This is a genomic window from Halorubrum distributum JCM 10118 (assembly GCF_000337335.1).
Lineage (GTDB): Archaea > Halobacteriota > Halobacteria > Halobacteriales > Haloferacaceae > Halorubrum > Halorubrum distributum.
Map to the genome: position 1 here is coordinate 35,213 of NZ_AOJN01000039.1, position 18,186 is coordinate 53,398.

Consider the following 18,186-nt stretch of genomic DNA (forward strand, 5'->3'; position numbering starts at 1 on the left):
TTACGTCGCCGCCTCGATCGAGTCAAGCAGGCGGCACTTCCGACAGACGTCCCGGCTCGTCTTCGAGCCGCAGCGCTCGCACTCGCGGAGGGCGGAGTCCTCGCCGTCGTCCTCGTCGCCGGCGCCGTCTCCGTCGCCCCCGCGGTAGGCGTCGGCCGCGAGCGCGGACAGCTCCTCGTAGCCGGCCATGATTGAGTGGCGCGCGCCGGGATGGTTTTCTTCGAGTTCGTGGATCGTCGACTGGATCTCGCCGCGGTACGCCTCCTCGGCGTGGGGGCACTCGGCCATGTGGGTCGGGAGGTCGCGGACGTGACAGTACAGGGCGATCTCCTTTTCGGGCACGTCGCGGAGCGGCTTGGCGCGCGGGACGAACGCGTCGGTGGCCTCGCGCTCGTCGAACGGGCCGAGCGAGGCGTCGAAGTGTTTCGCGACCTGCCGCACGTCGCCCTCCAGGAAGTTCATCATCGCGGTCTGCGCCTCGTCGTCGAGGTTGTGCCCGGTAAGCAGCTTGTCGGCGTCGAACTCGGCGGCGTACTTTTCGAGGAGGTCGCGGCGGAACACGCCGCAGTACGCGCAGGCGGCCATGTTCTCGGGGTCGTCCTCGACGACGTCGTCCATCCGCACGTCGAACTCCTCCTCGTAGGAGACGAGCTCGTGGCGCAGGGAGAGCTCGTCGGCCAGCTCGACGCAGGCGTCGACGCTGGCGTCGCGGTACCCCTCTATCCCCTCGTGGATCGTGAGGGCGAGCATCTCCACGCGGGGGTCCTTCCCGAACACGTCGTCGAGGATCCGCGTCAGGGCGACGCTGTCTTTCCCGCCGGAGAGTCCGATCACCCAGCGGTCGGGGTCCTCGGGCGTCGCGTCCGGATCGAGGAGGCCGTCCTCGCGGACCCGACGCTTCACGCGCTTCTCGACCGACCGCCGGAGGTGCTCGCCGCAGAGGTGCGCCCCGGAGTAGGCGGCGTGGTGGATCGCGTCGCTCCCGCACTTGTCGCACTCCATCGGTGTCGGGTTGCGCTCGCGCGGGGATACGGGTTTCGGGCCGCCTACGTGAGGGGAGTGTCGGAGGTGAGTGGAAGCGACGGCAATTCGAACGCTCCCGAAGCGACGGCGATTTATAAATAAACGGTTGCTGGCGGATCGACGGCGAACGCGGTCGAAGAACCAGCCGCTCGGTTATAAATGAGTGCTGACAGATCGGCAGCGAACACCTCCGAAGCCCCAGCCGCTCGGTTATAAATTATTGCTGACAGATCGGCAGACAACACCTCCAAAGCCCCAGCCGCGAGGACTCGCGCGGCTCGCTGCGGTCCTCAGTCGCTCGCTTCGCTCGCTCTTTGTGGTCCTTACATCGCCGTGCTTCGTCCTCGCGGCCGCCCCTTTGAGTCCCGCCCCGCTCCGCGACCGCAGCCTCACGCCTCCCCAGCCTCGTCGGTGGTCCTCCGCTTCGCTCCGGACCACCGACTCCCTCGCGCGGTGCTGCTCGGCCGCTCCGCGGCCTCACAGGCACGCGCCACGAGGTTAATATAAACGAGCGTTCGAGAGCGACAACCCCCGGTCGGTTGTCGCCGGTTCCGACACCGGTTTGACGGCGGGGCGTCCTGAATCTGCGTGAGCGATTCCCCGACCGGGGTCGACCGCGACCCCGACCCGCGACCCCTGCGCGAGGACCCGCCGGCGGAGAGCCGCCGGACGCGGCTCTGGCGACTCGGGTTCAACCTCCTCCCCGCGTACCGGGGCACGGGCGCGCGCGTCGACCACATCGCGGCCGACTGGCGCTACATTCGAATTCGACTGCCGCTGAACTGGCGCACCCGCAACGCGGTCGGAACGATCTTCGGCGGCAGCATCTACGCCGCGATCGACCCGGTGTACATGATGATGCTGCGGCGGGTCCTCGGCGACGCGTTCACGGTGTGGGACAAGTCGGCCGCGCTGGAGTTCATCGAACCCGGTCGCGACACGCTGTACGCCGAGTTCGAGGTGCCGACCGCCGAGACCGCGGCGATCCGCGAGACGCTCGGGCCGGGGGAATCGACCGACCGCGAGTACCTCGTCTCGCTGGTCGACGACGAGGGAGAAGTCCACGCGGCCTGCGAGAAGACGCTGTACGTGCGCCGCGACGAGTGAGGCGGGCGGGGTCCTGCGGTTCGCGACCGTTCAGTCGTCGGCGACTTCTCGGACGGCGTCGAGCGGCGACACCGAGATGACCAGCCGGTCGTCCGCCGTCGCGCTCACCATCTTCGACTCGGCGAACCGGCTGCCGTCCGCCCGGAGCCCCGTGATCGCCCCCGTCCACCGCTCGCCGTCGGTCACGGCCGGGATGATGTTCGTCTCGATGTGTTCGACCTCGGTCTCGGGATGGAGCCGCTGCCACGGCTCTCCCTCCAGCTCCTCGGGGGCGTAGCCGTACAACGCGCCGTACTCCTCGCCGACGAACTCGAAGGTCCCGTCGGGCGCCACGGTACAGACCCCGTCGAGCGCCACGTCCGCCTCGGTCAGGTCGTCGGCGTCCCGAGCCCCGAAGCGCCCGTTCTCGCCGGCTGCGGTCCGCTTGACGCGCCGCAACAGCGCCGTGTAGCCGTCCGCGCCGCCGCGCTTCGAGACGTAATCGCTGACGCCCGCGCGGACCATCTCGGCCGCGATGTCGGCCGGGCCGGTCGCGGAAAACAGGAGGAACGGGAGGTCCGGGTCGACCTCGCGGGCGGCCGAGAGCAGTTCCACGCCGGTCAGGCGGGGCATGTCGTAGTCGCTGACGACGCAGTCGAACGACTCGCGCTCGATCCGGCGGAGCGCGTCGCCGGGGCGGGTCTCGACCGCGGTCTCGCAGTCGAGGTCGGCGTCGCGTTCGAGGTGGGTCGCGACGAGCCGCGCGAGTCCGGGCTCGTCGTCGACGCACAGCACGCGAAACGTCTCGTTCGTCATACGCACCTTCGGCGGACGGCGTACTTATTGGTGTTCGCCCGATGCTCAGCGCTGAGAACCGGGGTCGGCAGCGACCGAAGAGCGTCGGCCGACCGGCCAGCCGAGCTACGCCGCCGCGGCCGCGACGAGCGCCTCCTCGACCGTCTCGACGAAGCGGTCGGGGTGTTCGACGTGCGGGAGCAGCCGCGCGCGGTCGAAGACGACGAGGCGCGCGTCCGCGGCGTCCGCCAGCTCGCGGCCGTCCGTGAGCGGGCTCACCGTCGCCTCGCGGCCCCAGACGATTGTCGGGGGCACGTCGAGGTCACCGAGCGCGGCGGCGAGGTCGATCTCGCTGTTGAGCGTCCCCGAGATGAACGAGGCGGGCGCGAAGCGCGCGTTCTCGACGTGGGTCGTGCGCCACTCGTAGTCGGTCCACTCCGCGCTCGGGTTCGCGGGGTCGTCGTAGCCGTGGTCGGCGTTGAAGTAGCGGATCGCGGGCTTCGACGTGATGCCGTTGAACAGCGCCTGCCCGACGAGCGGCGCGCGGAACAGCTCTCGCAGCCACCCCTTCGCCGGACTCGGCCCGGCGGTCGCCGTCGGACAGACGGCGACGAACCCGCTCAGTTCGATGCCGCCCTCCGCGCCGTCGTCGACCGCCGCGACCGCGTACGCCGCCGACAACGAGGAGGCGACGACGGCCGGCTCGTCGAACTCCGCGAGGAAGTCGTGGACGAAGTCCTCGTACAGCGCCGCCGAGTACCGGAGCGGCGGGCGGTCCGAGCGGCCGTACCCCGGGAAGTCGGGCGCGACGACGTGGTAGTCGGCGGCCAGGTCGTCGAACACCGCGCGCCACTCCCCGGAGGAGCCGGCGGCGTTGATCCCGTGCAGCAGGAGGAGGTCGGGGTCGTCCGGGTCGCCCGCCTCGGTGTAGGCGACGTCCATCCCGCGCCAGCGGAAGGTGCGGTCGTCGCCGTCGAGCGGGGACTCCAACTCGCCCTCGTACCGGAGGCCGGTGTTGATCGCGGCGAGCGCGCCGGTGCCGAGGACGGCACCGCCGAGGAGGTTTCTGAGCTTCATGGAAACCTGTTGGTTCGCTGGCGACTTATACCCGTGGGACGCGGTCGCGGCCGCGGTCCGCGCGACCGCAAACACGCCCGGGCGTCAGTCGTCGCGCTCGTCGTCGTCGGCGCGCTCCTCGTCGACGCAGTCGGCGATCGGGCCGACGATCGCCTCCGCGACCGCGTACGGGTCCGTCTCGCGGTCGCGGACCCGCTCCGCGAGGCGATCGATCCCGCCGTGCCGCTCGATCTCGGCGGTCGCGAGCGCCCCTACGTCGGCCCGCACGAGCGTGCGGATCTCCGCGGCGTACCGGCGGCGCTCGGTCACTTCGATCTCGCCAGACTCCCGGAGATACGCCGCGTGCGCGTCGAACGCCTCGATCAGCGCCTCGACCCCCTCGCCGCTGTTCGCGACGGTCTCTAACACGTCCGGCGTCCACGAGTCGTGGGAGTCGCCGGCGCGCGCGTCGGATTCGCCGTGTCCGGAACCGCCCGCGTGATCGCTGGCGTGGTGGCCGTCGCCGTGGTTGCCGCCATCGTGGTGGCCGCCGTCGTGGTGGCCGTCGCCGTGCCCCGCCGGTGAGCCGCCCGCGCCGGTCGAGGCCATCGAGGCCGCGCCGTGGTGGCCGGCGCCGCGGCCGGTGGTCCCGCCCTCGCGGCGGTGGACCATCTCCTCCAGTTCGGCGACCGTCCGCTGTGCGCCGTCCATGTCCGCCTTGTTGACGACGAACACGTCGCCGATCTCGAGGATGCCGGCCTTCAGCGTCTGGACGTCGTCGCCGGAGCCGGGCTGGACCAACACCGCGACCGTGTCGGCGGTGCGGACCACGTCGACCTCGTTCTGTCCGGCGCCGACGGTCTCTAAGACCACGACGTCCTTCCCGAAGGCGTCGAGCGCCTTCACCGCGTCCGCGGTCGCGGTCGAGAGCCCGCCGAGCTGGCCGCGCGCGCTCATCGACCGGAAGAACACGTCCATGTCGCCGACGTTCGATCCCATCCGGATCCGGTCGCCGAGGACGGCCCCGCCGGTGTACGGCGAGGAGGGGTCGACCGCGATCACGCCCACGGTGTCGCCGCGGTCGCGGTAGGCGGCGGCGAGCTTGTCGACCAGCGTCGACTTCCCGGCGCCCGGCGAGCCCGTGATCCCGATCACGTCCGCGCCGCCGGTGTGCTCGTGGAGCGCGGAGACGATCGCGCGGTACCCCGGCGTGCGGTTCTCGATCTTGGTGATGACGCGGGCGAGCGCGCGGTGGCTCCCCGAGAGGAGGTCCTCGACGAGCGCGGCGTCGTCGTCGGAGAGCGTCGGCGCGTCCGCGAACGCGGGTGCGTCCGACCCGGCCATCTACGCGCGCTCCGGGACGTTGTTCCGGATGAACTCGATCGTCTCCTCCATCGGCGTCCCGGGGCCGAACACCTCGGCGACGCCCAGCTCCTTCAGCTCGTCCTCGTCCTCGTCCGGGATGATTCCCCCGACGAGCACGAGGGTGTCGTCGAACGCGTCGTACTCCTTCAGCCCCTCGATCACCTTCGGGACGAGCGTGTTGTGCGCGCCCGAGAGGATCGAGATCCCGAGCACGTCGACGTCCTCCTGCACCGCCGCCTGGACGATGTCCTCCGGCGCCCGGTGGAGCCCGGAGTAGACGACCTCGAAGCCGGCGTCGCGGAACGCCCGCGCGATCACGTGTGCGCCCCGGTCGTGGCCGTCGAGCCCGACCTTCGCGACCAGACACCGGACGGCCCGCTCCTGCTGTTCGGCGCTCATACACCCTTCTGTGTCGCGTGCGGGTTTGATTCTAACGGAAGATGGGGAAGGTTCGGGCGGCCGGCCGGGGCGGTCGCTCGGTTCGGCTTCCGCGACCGACGCGTTGAACGCGCGAGCGACCGTAGTCCGCCCGATGACCGACAGCGACGACGATGCCGCGGCCGGCGCTCCGGGAACCCCCGAGAGCTCGCTCCCGGCCGAGACGCGTATCGGCCGCGCCGCGCTCCGGGTCGCAGACCTCGACGAGACGACCGCCTTCTACCGGGACGTGGTCGGCCTCGTCGTCCTCGACCGCGACGCCGAGCGCGCGACGCTCGGGGTCGACGGGACGCCCCTGCTCGTGTTGGAGCGCGACGCCGACCGCCCCGCCCGGGGCCGGACCGACGCCGGACTCTTTCACGCCGCGTTCCGGGTCCCCTCCCGGGCCGCGCTCGGCGAGGCGCTGGGGCGCGTCCGGGAGCGGTGGCGGCTCGACGGCGCCTCCGACCCCTCGTCAGCGAGGCGCTGTACCTCGACGACCCCGAGGGGAACGGCGTGGAGATATACCGCGACCGCCCCCGCGAGGAGTGGCCCGTCGACGGCGACGGAACGGCGCGGATGGCGACCGACCCGCTCGACGTCGAGGGCGTCGCCGCGGCGGCGGCCGGAGACGGGACGGGCACCGCTCCCCTCGTCGACCGCGCCCCCGCCGGCACCGACGTGGGCCACATACACCTCGAAGTCACCTCGCTGTCGGCGTTCGAGGCGGTGTACGTCGACGGGCTCGGCTTCGAGGTCGGGATGAGCGGCCCGGACGTGCGGTTCGTCGCGGCCGGCGGCTACCATCACCACCTCGGCGCGAACACGTGGCGAGGGCGGACGACCCCCGCCGCGGGGCGCGGCCTCGCATGGTTCGAAGTGGTCGTGCCTGACACGGCGGCGCTGGAGGCGACCCGGACGCGACTCGACGCGGTCGCGGCCGACAGCGACGTCGAGTTCGCGGTCGAAGGGCGCGAGGACGGCTTCGCCGTCACCGACACCGACGGGATCGAGGTCCGTGTTCGGGCAGCGGAAACTCAGTCTTTATAAAGGAATGCGGTGGCGCGCGCCTGCGAGCGGCCGCCCTCGGCGGCCGCGAGACAGCGCGTGCGAGGGAGTCAGTCGCCGGAGCGAAGCGGAGGCGACTGACGAGGCTGGGGAGGCGTGAGGTGCTGTGCGGAGCGGTGCGGGGTGGGACTCAAAGGGGCAGCCGCGAGGGCGGCGCAGACGACGTAAGCACCGCAGGAACGAGCGTAGCGAGTGACGAGGAGCGCAACGAGTGTGCGCCGCCCTCGCGGCTGGGGCTTTGGCGGTGTTCGCGGTCGATCTGTGGTCTGTTATTTATAAACGAGCGGCTGGGGCTTTGGCGGTGTTCGCGGTCGATCCGTAAGCAACCATTTATAAAAGAGTAGCTGGGGATTTCGAAGTCCCCACGGTCGATTCGCGGTTGATCACTCATAATTGAGAACGCAAGAGTTCGGAGGTAGCAGCTGTTGCTCCAGGTTCAACCATTTATACATGCGTACTCGAGCGCTGTCGGATGTCCCGAACCGATCGATCGCTGTGTCAGTTGTTACCCGACGATCGTCCGGAGCGTCGACTCGGTCAGGAACGTGGTGATCCCGAACGCTTCGGCCGTCATCCAGCCGAGGAAGGCGACGTACATCGCGAGGAAGACGTACCCCTCCTCGGTGGTGATCTCGAAGTCCGTCGCGGCCATCACCACCACGACGAGGGTCGTGTAAAACAGGAACAACAGGAGCGGCACGGAGGTGAGGAAGCCGATCGAGACGCCGCCGGCGAGGATAACGCCGATCGGCAGCGCCGCGACGAGGTTGAACGTGTTCGTTCCGAAGACGTTCGCGATCGCCGCCCGCTTGTCGCCGGCCTTGCCCATCTTCACGCCGACGAGCAGGTCGGGGAAGGAGCTCAGCGCCGACAACACCGTCACGGAGATGAGGAACGACGGCGCGTCGAGCGCGTCTGCGATCTGCACCGTCATGGTGACCATCGACTCGACGCCGACGAGCACGACGACCAGCCCGACCGCGAACAGTCCGGCCTGTTTGGGGACGTTCGTCGATTCGGCCCGTTTGAGGTCCGACGCGCCGCTTTTCCCGCCGGCGAGGAGAATGACGTACACGCCGTACAACACCACCAGGCCGACGCCCATCTGCGGGGTGATCCGCGCGATCTCCCGCCCGTCGGTCCCGAGGACGCCGAGCGCGATCACGCCGAAGAGGGCGAGGACGGCGACCATATAGAAGATGGCGTCGCGGTAGACGATCCCCTGCGTCGTCGTCGTGTCGCCGCTCGTGATGGAGACGGCCGCCGGGATGACGAGGATGTTGAACACCGCCGTCCCGATGAGCGCCCCCGCGCCGACGCCGAAGTCGCCGAGCACGAGCACCGAGATGAGGATAATCGCGAGCTCGGGGAACGACGTCGCGGCCGCGACGATGAGTCCGCCCTGAATCGCCTGCGAGACCCCGAAGTGGTCGCTGATCTTCGAGGTCGTCGACTCGATGACGTTCGCCCCCTTCCAGGTCAGCAGGAACCCGATCGCGCCCAAGACGATCCAGACGGCGAGCGACTGGTCTCCGACGAGCTCCTGCAGTACGGTCACGTGTGGTCACTGGGTCCGGAGTTGATTATGGGTTCCGGAGGCGCCGAGACGGAAGCCGGTCCGCCCGCGGCGGGCCGAACCGCGCTCAGTAGATCAGTTCGTCGTCGTTTTCGACCATGTACAGCGTCCGCGCCGCGATGTTGACCGCGTGGTCGGCGACCCGTTCGAGGTCGCGCACCGCGAGCAGCGCCTGCGACACCTCGTCGAGGGAGGCTTCGAGCGCCTCGCCGTCCGTCGGCGCCGGGCCGTCGCGCGCCGCGTTGCGGGCGCGGTCGGCCTCCAGCAGCTCGCGGACGACCGCCTCGCTCGCCTCCCGACAGCGCTCGTCGAACGCGTCGTCGCTGGCGGCGATCTCGCGGCAGGCGTCCGGGTCGCGCGCCGCGTAGGCGGCGACCGCGTCCGCGACCATCCCGCGGGCGCGCTCTCCGAGGTCGCGCACGTCGACGGCGTCGTGGACGCCGCCCTCGGGACCGCCGTACGCCGCGACGTTCGTCGCGAGGTCCGCGACGCGTTCGAGGTCGGTGATGATCTTGAAGGAGGCGGTGACGAGCCGGAGGTCGCCGGCCACCGGCTGCTGGAGCGCCAACAGCTCCGTGCACTCGTCTTCGAGGGCGAGGTACGTCTCGTTGACCTCGTGGTCGGTCTCGATCACCGACTGTGCGAGCTCGTCGTCGCCGGTCACCGCGGCCTCGATCCCGTCGTCGAGGCGGTCGCAGACGGTCTCGCCCATCGCGACCACGTCCTCGCGGAGCTCGTCGAGCCGCTCCTGGTAGCTCTCGCGGGGCATCTATCCGAACTTCCCCGTGATGTAGTCCTCGACGCGCTGCTCTTCGGGGTCCTCGAAGATCTTCGCGGTGTCGTCGTACTCGACCAGCTCGCCGCCCGTGAGGAAGACGGCGGTGCGGTCGGAGATGCGGGCCGCCTGCTGCATGTTGTGCGTGACGATGATGACGGTGTACTCCTCCGCGAGGTCGTCGATGAGGTCCTCGATCTTCGAGGCCGCGACGGGGTCGAGCGCCGAGGTCGGCTCGTCCATCAGGATGACCTCCGGGTCGGGCGCGATGGCGCGGGCGATACAGAGCCGCTGCTGTTGCCCGCCGGAGAGTTCGAGCCCCGAGGAGTCGAGCTGGTCTTTCACCTCGTCCCACAGCGCCGCCCCCTTCAGCGACTCCTCGACGCGCTGGTCGACGTCGCCGTCGAAGTCCTGGATCTTCAGGCCGTAGGCGACGTTGTCGCGGATCGACTTCGGGAAGGGGTTCGGCTTCTGGAACACCATCCCGATCTTGCGGCGCAAGGCGACGGGGTCGACGTCGGGGTCGTACACGTTCTTGCCGCCGAACTCCACGTCACCCTCGACGCGGCAGATCTCGATCATGTCGTTCATCCGGTTGATGCACCGGAGGAACGTCGACTTCCCGCAGCCGGAGGGGCCGATGAGCGCGGTCACGCGCTTCTCGGGAATCTCCATCGTCACGTCGTCGATCGCCTGCTCGTCGCCGTAGAAGACGTCGAGATCGCGGGCCGCCACCGCGGTCCCGGCGGCGGGCGCCTCGCGGCCGTCGTTCGAGTCCGTCTGTACCTCCGTCGTGATGAGCGAGTCGTCTGTTGTGCTGTTACTCATGCTAGCTCCCCCGTTCCGCGCGGTTCCGCAGCAGAATGGCCGTGCCGTTCATGCCGACGAGAATGATCAGCAGCGTGATAACGCCTGCGGCGACGACGCCGTACCGGAAGTCGGCCTGCGGGAAGCCGGCCCACGTGTAGATCTGCATCGGCATGGCGCTGAACCGGCTGAACAGGCTGTCCGGCGCCCTGAACACGGTCGTCGCCGCGCCGATCATGATCAGCGGCGCCGTCTCGCCGATGGCCCGTCCGAGCGCGAGGATCGTCCCGGTGAGGATCCCCGGCATCGCCTCGGGCAGCACGACGTTCTTCGTCGTCTGCCAGCGCGTCGCGCCCATGGCGTCGGAGCCGCGCCGGAGGTCGTCCGGGACCGATCGGATCGCCTCCTGGGCGGAGATGATCGTGATCGGGAGGATGAGCAGCGACAGCGTCAGCGCCGCGGTCACCGCCGTCCCGATCCCGAGCCCGAGGAGGTTCGCGAACAGCCCCAGGCCGAGGAGCCCGTAGACGACCGACGGGACCGCCGCGAGGTTCGCGATGTTGACCTGGAGGATCCGGGTCAGCGTCCCGAGCGGACCGGTGCCTGGCGTGTACTCCTCCAAGAAGACGGAGGTCCCGACGCCGAGCGCGAACGATAACACGGCGACCATCGCGATGATGATGACGGAGCCGACGATGGCGGGGTAGAGACCGGCCTCCGACGGCGTCCGAGAGGGCGCCTCGGAGAGGAACGACGCGTCGAGCCACGGGTTCGGCGCCGGGACGCCCAACGCCTCGACGATCAGCGCCCCGGCGATCGCGCCCGCGGCGAGGAGCAGCGGGAGCCCGAGCCCGGCGAGCCCCTCGCCGCCGTCAACGACGCGGGAGACGTACACGGCCGTCGGCACGCCGGTCAGGGCGATCGCGAGGAGCACGGTCGGAGCCGGCAGCCCGGCGCCCGCGGCCAGGAAGCCCCCCGCGGTCGCCGCGGCGAGCGGGACGCCGCCGACGGCGGCCGCAGCGACGCGACCCCTGCGGTCGGCGACGAGGAGCGCCCCGGCGGCCGCGACGGGGACCGCGATCGTCCAGAGGTAGATGATGAGGTCCGACGGGTACGTCGCGATCACGTCGCGGAGGAACACCGCGGCGGTCAGACCGACGAGGCCCACCGGCGTCGCCGCGGTCCGCGCCCGCGGCGACTCGCGAACCCGCCCGAATGCGTACAGCCCGACGGCCGGGAGGACGCCGAGCGTGTACGCGAGGAACCAGACGAGAGAGTCGAACACCAAGAACAGCGTCCCGACCGCGAGACCGAGCGCGGCGCCGCCGACGAGCCGGCCGAGAAGTCCGAAGCCGACCGCGCCGACGCGGCCCCCGCTCCCGACGTACGCGAGGTACGCCGTGACGGGGGCGGCGACCACGAAGAGGTACGCGAGCTGCCAGTTGAGCCGCGGGATCGGGACGAGAAGGGCCTCAATCGCGGAAAACAGCACGGCGACCGCGACGAGCCCGCCGCCGAGCGCGACGAGTGCTCGCCGAGTGACGTCGCGGTCGTTCGCGCTGTACAGGCAGAAGACGATGAACGGGACGACGAGCGTGAGGAAGTACGTCAGCAGCCACTCGGGGCTGGCGTTCGCCAGGTCGAAGGCGTCGATGGCGACGTAGACGAGCAGCACGCCGAGCGCGACGAGGCCGAACACGCTCGCGCCGAACGAGAGGTACTCGAAGGCGATTCCTCTGACGCGGCTGACCTCGCCGAACCCGTCCGCGTTCGGATTTTCGGTCGCCATCAGTACTCCTCCCGGTAGCGTTGTGCGATGATATCACTGATCACGTTCATAACGAGCGTTACCGCGAACAGCGCGAGGCCGAGCGCGAACATCGAGTTGTACGGGAGCGTGCCGCCGGTGAGGTCGCCGCCGGTGATCTGGACCATCGCGACGGTGATCGTCATCCCGGACTGGAGGAGGACGTCTGCGGGGTTGACGAACGGGATCCCGAACAGCGCCTGTTGGACCTCGGGCATCCGCGCCTGCGCGCCCATCGCGACGACGACGATCATCGTCTCGCCGATGGCGCGGGAGACGGCGAGGATGTACGAGGAGGCGATCCCGGAGATCGACGCCGGGACGACGATACCCGTCGACACCTCGAACTTGGTCGCGCCGAGGCCGTAGCCGGCCTGGCGAAGCTCGTCGGGCACCGCGCTCATCGCGTCCTCGGAGATCGACGACACCATCGGGATCGTCATGATCCCGACCATTATCGACGCCGCGAGCGCGTTGAACGTGCTCATCTCCGGGAACAGTGTCGCCTTCAGCGCCGGCGTGACGTACACCAGCGCGAAGTACCCGTACACGACCGTCGGGATCCCCGCCAGAATCTCCAGGAGCGGTTTCAGGATCGACCGGGCGTTCGGGGTCGCGTACTCGCTGAGGTAGATGGCGGTGAGCGTCCCGATCGGGATCGAGATGAACGCCGCCGTGATCGTCACGGTGAGGGTGCCGATCAGCAGCGGGATGATGCCGAACGCCTGCCCGCCGCCGGCCGGGTTCGGGCTCCAGTTGGTGCCGGTGAGGAACTCGACTATCGAAATCGACCGGAAAAACACCACCGCGTCCGACAGGAGCGTGACGAAGATCGCGGCCGTCGTGAGCAGGGTGATCGCCGCACACGCCGCGAAAAGCCCGCCATAGGTGCCCTCCTTCAGTCGTGTGAGCCCGCCCCGCCGGGTCAGGTCGGGACTCTCTGTGCTGTCAGTCACGAACGGTGGGGTATCGAACGCAGTCGTAAATCAATACACCGGTTCATCGCGCCGGCTCAGCCCTGCGCCTGCTCGATCGCGTCTTCGAGCTTCTGCATCTGTTCCTCCTGCGTCTCCTCGGTGGCGGGGACGTAGCCGACGTCGCCGGCGACGAGGTCCTCGTTGGTCGTCTGCTCGACGAAGTACCGGGCGAACTCGGCGATGTGCTCCTCGCCGAGCGACTCGATCGACGGGTAGGTGAACAGGGGCCGCGAGAGCGGAGTGTACTCGCCCGAGGAGGCGGTTTCGAGGCTCGGCTTGACCGGCCCGTCGCCGTCGTCGATCCCGAGCGCCTTCAGCTGGTCGGGGTTCTGGAAGTAGTACGCGAAGCCGAAGTAGCCGATCGCGTACGGGTCGCCGGCGACGCCCTGTGCGATCGTGTTGTCCTGCTCGGTCGCCTGGTAGTCGCTGGTGTGGCCCTCCTCCTCGAGGATCGCCTCGATGAAGTAGTCGTACGTGCCGGAGGTGTCGGCGGCGCCGAAGCGGTTTATCTCCTCGTTCGGGAACTCGTCGCGGACCTCGTCCCACGTCTGGGCGGGGTCCGACTTCCAGATCTGCGCGAGCTCGTCGGTCGTGAGCGAGTCGACGAAGTCGGCGTCGGGGTTGACGACGACGGTGAGCGCGTCGGTGGCCGCGATCAGTTCGATGTACTCGACGCCGTTGTCGGCGCACAGCTCTTCCTCTTCCGGCTGGATCGGACGGCTCGCGTTGTTGAAGTCCGTGTCGCCCGTACAGAAGAAGTTCGAGAACCCGCCGCCGGAGCCGGTCGAGCTGATGTCGGGGTCGACGCCCGGGTACTCCTCCGCGAAGTCCTCCATGACCGCGCTCATCAGCGGGAACACCGTGCTCGAACCGGCGATGTTGATCGGGCCGGAGATCTCATCGTCGCCGTCCCCGCCGTCGGAGCCGTCCCCGCCGTCGGAGCTCTGGGTACAGCCCGCGAGCCCGAGCGCTCCGGCACCTGCGATCGCCGCGAGCGATTTCCGCCGTGTGATTCCCGCTGTGTCCGCGTCGTGGCTGGAAGCCATCACCCGTGGATGGGCGAGTTCCGGTTAAGTAGTATGCTATGAGGGGTACGGGGTGACGCGTACGGCCCTGTACGACTATGTTCTACTATATACGCTATATAGCGACGCGCGTTCGGCGGACCGCCGCCGTCGGGTCGAGCGCGGGGTCTCCGGGCCGTCCGCGGTCCCGAACCGAGACGTGGTTTTAAGTCCTCGTACCGGGAGAACCCGGACGAATGACCCCTCCCACCACCGACGGGCCGCCGGCGCCGACCACCTCCCGGGAGGAGGCGTGGGTGGCTCACGCCGCGCTGCTCGACGCCGCGCAGCGCGCGACCGACGAGGACGTCGCGTACCGCCGTCCGATCGAGTCGATAGAGCGGGGCGCGGCGCTCGACGACGAGGACATCGCGCTGCTCCGGGACGCGCTCGTCGACTACCTCGGCGACGCGCCGGTCCGCGACCGCGCTCCTGGTCGCGCGCTGCTGCGCCGCACCGACGACGCGACGGACGCGCGGTCGCGGCGCGCGTAGCGTCGACGACCGCGGGAAAAGAGCCCCCGACCGCTACGGGCCGGCCTCCACCGCCTCGATCAGCAGCTCCGCCACGTCGACGATCTCCACGTCGTCCTCGAAGTCCCCGGTCTTCCGGCCGTCCTCGAACATCGTCGTACACATCGGGCAGGCGACGACGAACTTCTCGATCGCGGCGCCCGCGTCGGTGTCCTCGACCGCCTCGCGGAGGCGTTCCTCGCTCGGCTTCACCTCCTCCTCGTGTTCGGTCCAGAGGCCGCCGCCGCCCCCGCCACAGCAGAAGGAGTCGTCCCGCGAGCGGGGCATCTCGTAGAGGTCCGCGCCGGTCGCGCGGATCAGCTCGCGGGGCGCCTCGTACTCGTCGTTGTACCGGCCGAGGTGACACGGGTCGTGGTAGGTGACGGTGTAGTCGAGCTCGTCGCCGGAGAGGTCGAGCCGCCCCTCGCTCACCAGCTCCTCGACCACCTGCGTCCAGTGGAACACGTCGATTCCCCCGTCCGGGTTCCACGGCTCCTCGCGCTCGAACGGCATCATCGGGTCGTCCGCGAACTCGGCGAAGTCGACCTCGGGGTACTCGTTTTTGATGGTGTTGTACGAGTGCGGGTCCGTACAGACGATGTTCTCGAACTCGCAGTCAGCGAACGTCTCGACGTGGTGGCCCGCCAGTTCGAGGTAGAGGAACTCCTCGCCGATCCGGCGGACGTCGTTCCCGTCGGTCTTCTCGTCGTCGAAGAGGATGCCGAACGACACGTCGGCCTCGTCGAAGAGGCGGGCGAGCGCGCGGGCGACCTTCTTGTTCCGGTCGTCGAAGCTCGGGTAGTCGCCGACGTACCAGAGGTACTCGACCTCGGTCTCGCGGGCGTCCGGGACGTCCACCCCCTCATCGAGGTCGTCGGCCCAGTCGCCCCGCGCCGACTGCGACTCGCCGAAGGTGTTCCCTTTCTGCATCACGTCTTGGAACACGTCTTGGAGGTTCGAGTCGACCGCCCCCTCGTCGACGAGCTGACGGTTCATCTTCGTGAACGAGGTGAGGTGTTCGATGTCGACCGGGCAGGCGTCCATGCACGCCATACAGGACATGCACGACTCCATCGACTCGGCGTCGATGACGCCGCCCTCGTCTGCGACGATTGGGACGGTGCCGCCGTCGGAGGCGGCGGCGGAATCGGCCACGCCGCCGTCCGAGGCGGCGGCGGTTCCACCGTCGGTCGCCATCGGCCCGTTCCCGCTGCCCGACCCGGCGACCGGGTCGTCGCTCACCGATTCCCGGTACGACTTCAGGTCGAGGATGACGTTCCGCGGGTCGAGGTTGCGGCCGACCGTGTCGGCGGGACAGGCGTCGGTACAGCGCCCGCACTTCGTACAGGCGTCGCCGTCCATCAGCTCCTTCCACGTGAAGTCGTCGAGCGACTCCGCGTTGGTGTGATCGAGGTCCGCGGGGACGTTCGGGAGCCGCGCGCCCGCGTTCTCGTCGCGGGCGACGACGTTCGCGAACGAGGAGATCATGTGGAACGGCTTCGCGTACGGGATCCACGCGACGAACGCGAACGCGAGCAGCGAGTGGCTCCACCAGAGGACGCCGTATATCGCCTCGGCGCCCGCGGCCGTGAGCCCGGCGGTCTCCAGCCCGGTCGCGAGCGCCATCCCGACGAAGCTCACCGTCTCGGTCGCGCGTTGCGGCTGGCCGACCATGCTCACGCCCTCGACGAGGAAGCCGCCGACCCCGAGCAGGAACAGCGTCCAGACGAACGCGTCGTCCTCCAGCGAGGTGTGTTTCCCCCACAGCCGCCCCTCGCGGGTCCGGTAGCGCCGGTAGCCGGCCATGCCGACGCCGACGACGAACAGCAGGCCGAACGCGTCGACGGCGAACTGGTAGGCCAAGTAGAAGTCGCCGACCCAGAAGGACTCGCCAGTGAGCGGGCGGTAGAGGTCGATGTCGATCCCGAGGATGGTCGTCGCGACGAGGAGGACGAGGAACCCCCACAGCACGAACGTGTGCATCACGCCGGTGTAGAGGTCCCCGTCGAACTGGTTCTCGTTCGCGAAGACGGTCTTCGTGGCGTCGGCGACTCGGCCAGGGAGGTTCGACAGTCTGTCGCGCGGGTCCGCGCTCCCGCGCGCGTACGCCGCGAACCGGGCGTAGACGCCGTACAGGAAGACGAGGACCGCGACGGCGGCGAGCCAGTAGAACGCAGCCTTCCCCACCGGACCGATCGTCCAGAAGGTCTCTCGGGTGGCCGCCTGGAGAGGAATCATGATCGATCACCGGGATACGGTCCGGTTAAAGCTTGCCACAACGCGGAGTTCGTCGCTCGGCGTTCACGCGATTCGGGGGTCGGGCCACGCTCCGCCGACGCGCAGCCGCCTCACGCGATCCGCAGGACCGCGGCCGCGAACATGGCCGCCGCGAGCGTCAGCGCCGGAGCGTCGGCGCGACGGAACGCGAGCCGCGGGAGCGTCGGGTTCCACGCGAAACAGCGGGCGACGAGCGCCGTCCCGAGGCGGTCAGCCCGAGAGAACGCCCGCGAGAGCCCGCCGACCGCGACGAGCCGCATCCGCTCGCGGCGGGAGCGTTCGGCGCCGAGACGCGCTCGGACCGCTTCGCGCGTCGCGACGAGGTCCCGTTTCAACAGGGGGAGGAACCGGAAGACGAGCGCGACGCCGACGCCGAGGAAGACGCCCGGCCGTCCCGGAATCGTCCGCTGGAGGGCCGCGCGCGACTCGCGGACCGGGGTCGACCGCACGTACGCGGCCGCGACGACGAGCAGCAGCAGGACGCGGTAGCTCGCGAGTCCCGTCGTCGCGGCGCGCTCGACCCGAAACCACGGCGCGCCGAGCGTCGCGCCCGCGACGAGGGGGGCGAAGAGGAGGACGGGAAACGCGACGCGGTAGCTCCACAGGTCCCGGGCGCCACCGTCGGCGGCGAGCAGGCAGCCGACGGCGACGAGCGTGAGAAGCGCGAGCCCCCGCGGCGTGGTGTACGCGTACGCGACGGCCGCGAACGCGACCTGGACGAGCAGCTTCGACCGCGGGTCGAGCCGGTGGGCGAGCGAGTCGCCGGGGACGAAGGAAAGCGTCATCCGGCCGGATTTCGTAACTCGCCGCCCTCGGGAACCCGCACGTCCAGCCCGGGAAGGGACTCGACCGCCTCCTCGGGGGGCGCGTCGACCGCGACTCGCCCGTCCGCCAGCCCGACGATCCGGTCGGCGAGCGCGGCGACGTCGCGGAGATCGTGCGTGACGACGACGACGCTCGTCCCCTCGCGGTGAAGCGCCCGAAGCCGGTCGACGACCGACCGACGCGCGGGCTCGTCGAGGCCGGTGAACGGCTCGTCGAGGACGAGGTGATCCGGCTCCATCGCGAGCGCGCCCGCGATGGCGACGCGTTCCCGCTCGCCCCCGGACAGGGAGTCGACGCGCTCGCGCTCCCGGCCCGCCATGTTCACGGCCGCGAGCGCCTCGTCGACCCGCCGGTCGATCTCCGTATGCGAGAGGCCGAGGTTCTCCGGGCCGAACGCGACGTCCGCGCCGACGGTGGCGGCGACCAGCTGGTCGCGCGGGTCCTGGAACACCATCCCGACCGCCGAGCGCGCGGCGACGAGGTCCGCGTCGACCGGGGTCCCGTTCACCGCCACGGTCCCGGCGTCCGGCTCGACGAGGCCGTTGAACGTCCGCACGAGCGTCGTCTTCCCCGAGCCGTTCGCGCCCGCGGCGACGAGGAACTCGCCGTCGGGGACCCTGAGGGAGACGTCGTCGACCGCGACGGTAGCGGCGGTGCCGTCGGCGTCGTCGGAGTCGCCGTCCGCCCCGTTACCTCCCTCGCTCCCGGACCGACCGTACCGGCACGTGACGCCGTCGAGTTCGATCACGGTTGCGC

The 18,186-nt window shown here is 69.9% G+C and carries 16 protein-coding genes and 1 pseudogene; 3 read left to right on the top strand and 14 right to left on the bottom strand.

The annotated features are described in order from the left end of the window. A complete protein-coding gene (gene ncsA / locus C466_RS06260) occupies nt 1-1,002 on the bottom strand; it encodes a tRNA 2-thiolation protein NcsA (RefSeq protein WP_004595197.1) in 1,002 nt (333 codons plus the stop codon). A gap of 609 nt (nt 1,003-1,611) precedes the next feature. Between ncsA and C466_RS06265 the strand changes: the two genes are divergently transcribed. Beyond that, nucleotides 1,612-2,130, top strand: a complete 519-nt coding sequence (locus C466_RS06265) for a DUF4442 domain-containing protein (RefSeq protein WP_004595198.1) — start codon at nt 1,612-1,614, stop codon at nt 2,128-2,130. 30 nt (nt 2,131-2,160) lie between these two features. On the opposite strand, the gene C466_RS06270 is transcribed toward C466_RS06265, so the two are convergent. The 4 genes from C466_RS06270 to C466_RS06285 all read right to left on the bottom strand — a co-directional run bounded on the left by C466_RS06270 (nt 2,161) and on the right by C466_RS06285 (nt 5,724). Continuing rightward, the gene (locus tag C466_RS06270; protein ID WP_004595199.1) at nt 2,161-2,925 is read right to left on the bottom strand and encodes a response regulator; all 765 of its coding nucleotides are present in this window, start codon (nt 2,923-2,925) and stop codon (nt 2,161-2,163) included. Between the two features lie 105 nt (nt 2,926-3,030). After that, a complete protein-coding gene (locus C466_RS06275; RefSeq protein WP_004595200.1) occupies nt 3,031-3,981 on the bottom strand; it encodes an alpha/beta fold hydrolase in 951 nt (316 codons plus the stop codon). Nucleotides 3,982-4,065: 84 nt separating this feature from the next. Further along, entirely contained in the window at nt 4,066-5,304 is a 1,239-nt protein-coding gene (gene meaB, locus C466_RS06280; RefSeq protein WP_004595201.1) for a methylmalonyl Co-A mutase-associated GTPase MeaB, read from the bottom strand. Next, complete coding sequence (locus C466_RS06285; protein WP_004595202.1) at nt 5,305-5,724, bottom strand: cobalamin B12-binding domain-containing protein; 420 nt, start codon at nt 5,722-5,724, stop codon at nt 5,305-5,307. A 133-nt stretch (nt 5,725-5,857) separates the two neighbouring features. Between C466_RS06285 and C466_RS06290 the strand changes: the two are divergent. Then, nucleotides 5,858-6,792, top strand: a pseudogene (locus C466_RS06290) (VOC family protein). 523 nt (nt 6,793-7,315) lie between these two features. On the opposite strand, the gene C466_RS06295 reads toward C466_RS06290, so the two are convergent. The 6 genes from C466_RS06295 to C466_RS06320 form a co-directional block, all read right to left on the bottom strand. Then, nucleotides 7,316-8,368 carry a sodium:calcium antiporter gene (locus C466_RS06295; protein WP_004597990.1) on the bottom strand — a complete coding sequence of 351 codons (1,053 nt, stop codon included), beginning with the start codon at nt 8,366-8,368 and terminating at the stop codon, nt 7,316-7,318. An 85-nt stretch (nt 8,369-8,453) separates the two neighbouring features. Then, complete coding sequence (gene phoU / locus C466_RS06300; protein WP_004597991.1) at nt 8,454-9,155, bottom strand: phosphate signaling complex protein PhoU; 702 nt, start codon at nt 9,153-9,155, stop codon at nt 8,454-8,456. Next, on the bottom strand, nt 9,156-9,989 hold the full coding sequence (pstB, locus tag C466_RS06305; protein WP_004597992.1) for a phosphate ABC transporter ATP-binding protein PstB: 834 nt from the start codon (nt 9,987-9,989) through the stop codon (nt 9,156-9,158). Nucleotide 9,990: 1 nt separating this feature from the next. Further along, nucleotides 9,991-11,757 carry a phosphate ABC transporter permease PstA gene (gene pstA / locus C466_RS06310; RefSeq protein ID WP_004597993.1) on the bottom strand — a complete coding sequence of 589 codons (1,767 nt, stop codon included), beginning with the start codon at nt 11,755-11,757 and terminating at the stop codon, nt 9,991-9,993. Next, a complete protein-coding gene (pstC, locus tag C466_RS06315) occupies nt 11,757-12,731 on the bottom strand; it encodes a phosphate ABC transporter permease subunit PstC (RefSeq protein ID WP_004597994.1) in 975 nt (324 codons plus the stop codon). The genes pstA and pstC overlap by 1 nt, the downstream gene beginning before the upstream one ends. Nucleotides 12,732-12,787: 56 nt before the next feature. Continuing rightward, nucleotides 12,788-13,798 carry a PstS family phosphate ABC transporter substrate-binding protein gene (locus C466_RS06320; protein ID WP_004597995.1) on the bottom strand — a complete coding sequence of 337 codons (1,011 nt, stop codon included), beginning with the start codon at nt 13,796-13,798 and terminating at the stop codon, nt 12,788-12,790. Between the two features lie 215 nt (nt 13,799-14,013). Here C466_RS06320 and C466_RS06325 point away from each other — a divergent pair, with 215 nt between their 5' ends. Next, the gene (locus tag C466_RS06325) at nt 14,014-14,310 is read left to right on the top strand and encodes a DUF7853 family protein (RefSeq protein ID WP_004597996.1); all 297 of its coding nucleotides are present in this window, start codon (nt 14,014-14,016) and stop codon (nt 14,308-14,310) included. Between the two features lie 33 nt (nt 14,311-14,343). Here the strand turns inward: C466_RS06325 and C466_RS06330 are convergent, their stop codons facing one another. From C466_RS06330 to C466_RS06340, 3 genes are all read right to left on the bottom strand, one after another. Continuing rightward, nucleotides 14,344-16,566 carry a (Fe-S)-binding protein gene (locus C466_RS06330; protein WP_004597997.1) on the bottom strand — a complete coding sequence of 741 codons (2,223 nt, stop codon included), beginning with the start codon at nt 16,564-16,566 and terminating at the stop codon, nt 14,344-14,346. Nucleotides 16,567-16,676: 110 nt separating this feature from the next. Beyond that, nucleotides 16,677-17,390, bottom strand: a complete 714-nt coding sequence (locus C466_RS06335) for an energy-coupling factor transporter transmembrane component T family protein (RefSeq protein WP_004597998.1) — start codon at nt 17,388-17,390, stop codon at nt 16,677-16,679. After that, complete coding sequence (locus C466_RS06340; protein WP_004597999.1) at nt 17,387-18,178, bottom strand: energy-coupling factor ABC transporter ATP-binding protein; 792 nt, start codon at nt 18,176-18,178, stop codon at nt 17,387-17,389. The genes C466_RS06335 and C466_RS06340 overlap by 4 nt, the downstream gene beginning before the upstream one ends. Between the last annotated feature and the right edge of the window lie 8 nt (nt 18,179-18,186).

What these genes read in the sequence shown, in the direction of transcription:
- pstB (WP_004597992.1), bottom strand. Translation starts at nt 9,989, where the DNA reads ATGAGTAACAGCACAACAGACGACTCGCTCATCACGACGGAGGTACAG.
- ncsA (WP_004595197.1), bottom strand. Translation starts at nt 1,002, where the DNA reads ATGGAGTGCGACAAGTGCGGGAGCGACGCGATCCACCACGCCGCCTAC.
- pstA (WP_004597993.1), bottom strand. Translation starts at nt 11,757, where the DNA reads ATGGCGACCGAAAATCCGAACGCGGACGGGTTCGGCGAGGTCAGCCGC.
- C466_RS06275 (WP_004595200.1), bottom strand. Translation starts at nt 3,981, where the DNA reads ATGAAGCTCAGAAACCTCCTCGGCGGTGCCGTCCTCGGCACCGGCGCG.
- C466_RS06285 (WP_004595202.1), bottom strand. Translation starts at nt 5,724, where the DNA reads ATGAGCGCCGAACAGCAGGAGCGGGCCGTCCGGTGTCTGGTCGCGAAG.
- C466_RS06330 (WP_004597997.1), bottom strand. Translation starts at nt 16,566, where the DNA reads ATGATTCCTCTCCAGGCGGCCACCCGAGAGACCTTCTGGACGATCGGT.
- phoU (WP_004597991.1), bottom strand. Translation starts at nt 9,155, where the DNA reads ATGCCCCGCGAGAGCTACCAGGAGCGGCTCGACGAGCTCCGCGAGGAC.
- meaB (WP_004595201.1), bottom strand. Translation starts at nt 5,304, where the DNA reads ATGGCCGGGTCGGACGCACCCGCGTTCGCGGACGCGCCGACGCTCTCC.
- C466_RS06320 (WP_004597995.1), bottom strand. Translation starts at nt 13,798, where the DNA reads ATGGCTTCCAGCCACGACGCGGACACAGCGGGAATCACACGGCGGAAA.
- C466_RS06270 (WP_004595199.1), bottom strand. Translation starts at nt 2,925, where the DNA reads ATGACGAACGAGACGTTTCGCGTGCTGTGCGTCGACGACGAGCCCGGA.
- C466_RS06325 (WP_004597996.1), top strand. Translation starts at nt 14,014, where the DNA reads ATGACCCCTCCCACCACCGACGGGCCGCCGGCGCCGACCACCTCCCGG.
- C466_RS06335 (WP_004597998.1), bottom strand. Translation starts at nt 17,390, where the DNA reads ATGACGCTTTCCTTCGTCCCCGGCGACTCGCTCGCCCACCGGCTCGAC.